The sequence below is a fragment of the Mycobacterium sp. genome (assembly GCF_047975165.1).
Classification (GTDB): Bacteria; Actinomycetota; Actinomycetes; order Mycobacteriales; family Mycobacteriaceae; genus Mycobacterium.
Map to the genome: position 1 here is coordinate 1 of NZ_JBKECZ010000043.1, position 2,595 is coordinate 2,595.

General features: G+C 66.6%; 1 protein-coding gene, 1 other RNA gene and 1 pseudogene. 2 read left to right on the forward strand and 1 reads right to left on the reverse strand.

Translation table 11 applies throughout. The features are described from left to right. Nucleotides 1–174 precede the first annotated feature (174 nt). Complete coding sequence (gene map, locus ACK5M9_RS04335; RefSeq protein WP_416891965.1) at nt 175–999, forward strand: type I methionyl aminopeptidase; 825 nt, start codon at nt 175–177, stop codon at nt 997–999. Beyond that, a pseudogene (locus tag ACK5M9_RS04340) lies at nt 996–2,141 on the forward strand (MFS transporter); the annotation flags it as partial. The gene map and the pseudogene ACK5M9_RS04340, both read left to right, overlap by 4 nt. Nucleotides 2,142–2,233: 92 nt before the next feature. On the opposite strand, the gene rnpB reads toward ACK5M9_RS04340, so the two are convergent. Further along, nucleotides 2,234–2,595, reverse strand: an RNA gene (gene rnpB / locus ACK5M9_RS04345) — RNase P RNA component class A; the annotation flags it as partial.

The window sequence follows — 2,595 nt, forward strand, 5'->3', positions numbered from 1 at the left end:
ACCACAGCCGGACGAAGCGGACGTCCCGCTCCTCCATCGTGCGCAGGACGAAATCGGTCTGCTTGTCCATACCCCCATCCTGCCCGCACCCGGTTACACAGGGGTTACAGAACCAGAACCGGATCACACTAAGATCGCGGCGTGACTGCCATCAAGCCTTTCCCGGTCAGCCCAATGCTGTCGGTGCCCCCCTCGATCGTGCGACCCACCTATGTGGCCGACCCGGCCTCCGAGGGCTACGACGGGCCGCACGTCCAGTCGGCGGAGACCATCGAGAAGATGCGGGAGAGCAGCCGGATCGCCGCCGGCGCCACCTATGCCGCCGCCGCGGCGATAGCACCCGGGGTCACCACCGACGAACTCGACGCCGTCGCGCACACCTACCTGCTCGACCACGGCGCCTACCCCAGTACACTCGGATACCGCGGCTTCCCCAAGTCGAGTTGCACAAGTGTCAACGAGGTCATCTGCCACGGCATCCCCGACGCACGCCCCCTGGAAGACGGTGATCTGGTGAAGATCGACGTCACCGCCTACAAGAACGGGGTACACGGTGACACCTGCGCCACGTTCGGCTGCGGCGACCTGCCCGCGGAGTCCCGGCTGCTGGCCGAACGGACCCATGAGGCCATGATGCGGGGCATCCGGGCGGTCCGGCCGGGCCGCAGGACAAACGTCATCGGCAGGGTCATCGAGTCCTACGCCAACAGGTTCGGCTACGGGGTGGTGCGCGAGTACACCGGCCACGGCGTCCACACCGAGTTCCATTCCGGGTTGGTCATCCTGCACTACGACAACGACGTCTACGACGATGTGATGGAGCCGGGCATGACGTTCACCATCGAACCCATGCTCACCCTCGGTGCTGCCGACAGCCATGTCTGGGACGACGACTGGACCGTGGTCACCAACGACGGCTCCCGCTGCGCCCAGTGGGAGCACACCCTCGTGGTCACCGACACCGGCGCGGAGATTCTCACCCTGCCCCCTGAGGAATGACAGCCGCACAGGGAGCAGACCGACCGGACCGGTTGTCGACGTTCGCCGCCCTCGGCGTTCCCAACTTCCGCCGATACGTCATCGGCGCGGCGGTGTCGAACAACGGCACCTGGATGGCCAGGATCGCCCAGGACTGGTTGATCTTCCAGCTCACGGGCTCCGGTCTGGCGGTGGGCATCATGACCGCACTGCAGTTCGGCCCCATCTTCATTCTCGGCCTCTTCGGGGGGATGATCGCCGACAGGTTCCCGCAGCGCCGGATTCTCCTGGTCACCCAGTTCACGATGATGCTGCTGTCGCTGAGCCTGGCGGTGCTGGCCTTCACAGGTGTGCTCACAGAACTGCAGCTGTACGGCATCGGCCTGGGGATCGGCATCGTCACCGCCTTCGACAATCCCGCCAGGCAGAGCTTCGTCGGGGTCATGGTGCCACCCCGGTTGCTGCCCAACGCGGTGGCGCTCAACTCGGGCAACTTCAATCTGGCCCGCCTCACCGGGCCGGCATTCGCCGGTCTGCTCATCGCTGCGGTGGGAGCCGGATGGGCATTCGCGGCCAACACGGCCAGCTTCATCGCCATGATCATCGCGGTGCTACGGATGGACCCGGCCGAATTCCAGCCCGCCCCGCGGGCCGGCGCCGGTCCCGGCGCGCTCCGCGACGGCCTGTCCTACGTCATCGAACACCGGCGGATCCTCATCACCTTGGTGCTTGTGTTCTTCATCGGCACCTTCGGCCTGAACTTCCCCATCTTCCTCACCGCCTACACGGTGCAGATCTTCTCCGGCAACTCGGCGCTGTACGGCATCCTCAACTCGATGATGGCTGTCGGATCGGTGCTGGGGGCCCTGGTGGCTGCGCGCAGCGCCACCGTCACGCCCCGGCGGCTCCAGGTGCTCGCGGGCACCTTCTCGCTGCTGCTGATCCTGCTCAGCCTGGTGACCCAGCTGGGTGTCTTCATGGCGGTGCTGGTGGCTGTCGGCCTGGCGGGGGTGGCGTTCAACGCAATCGCGAACGCGTCGGTGCAGATGGAAGCCACCCCCCAGATCCGAGGGCGGGTGATGAGCATCTATTTCATGATCATGATGGGAACCACCCCGTTGGGATCGCTTATCGTCGGCTGGATCACCGATCACTGGGGAGCGCCGGCAGCCCTGCGAACCGCCGGCGCGCTGTGCCTGCTGGCGGTTGCCGGCTGCGCCTGGGCCAGTACCCGCCTGGCTCCCGCGGGCGGGGAGGGACGAGTCGGCCTGTAAGCCGGATTCTGTCGCCCCGGAGGGCGGGTGATCATCCATCTGTGACCGGCGTTGCCGCCGGCCTCCGCCGTCCAGTGCGCGCACTGGCGCGGCATGCAACCTACCCGGACACCTCGCGCGAGCAGCGCTCCGGCGGTATCCGCGGGCCGAAGCCCTTCTTGGTCTTGCTCCAGGCGGGGTTTACCGAGCCATCCCCGTCACCGGAGATGCTGGTGGTCTCTTACACCACCGTTTCACCCTTACCCCGTCGCCGGGGCGGTCTGTTCTCTGTGGCACTGTCCCGCGGGTCACCCCGGGTGGGCGTTACCCACCACCTTGCTCTGTGGAGTCCGGACTTTCCTCA

Excerpts from the sequence above, each read along its gene's own strand:
- map (WP_416891965.1), top strand. The coding sequence starts at position 175 with ATGCTGTCGGTGCCCCCCTCGATCGTGCGACCCACCTATGTGGCCGAC.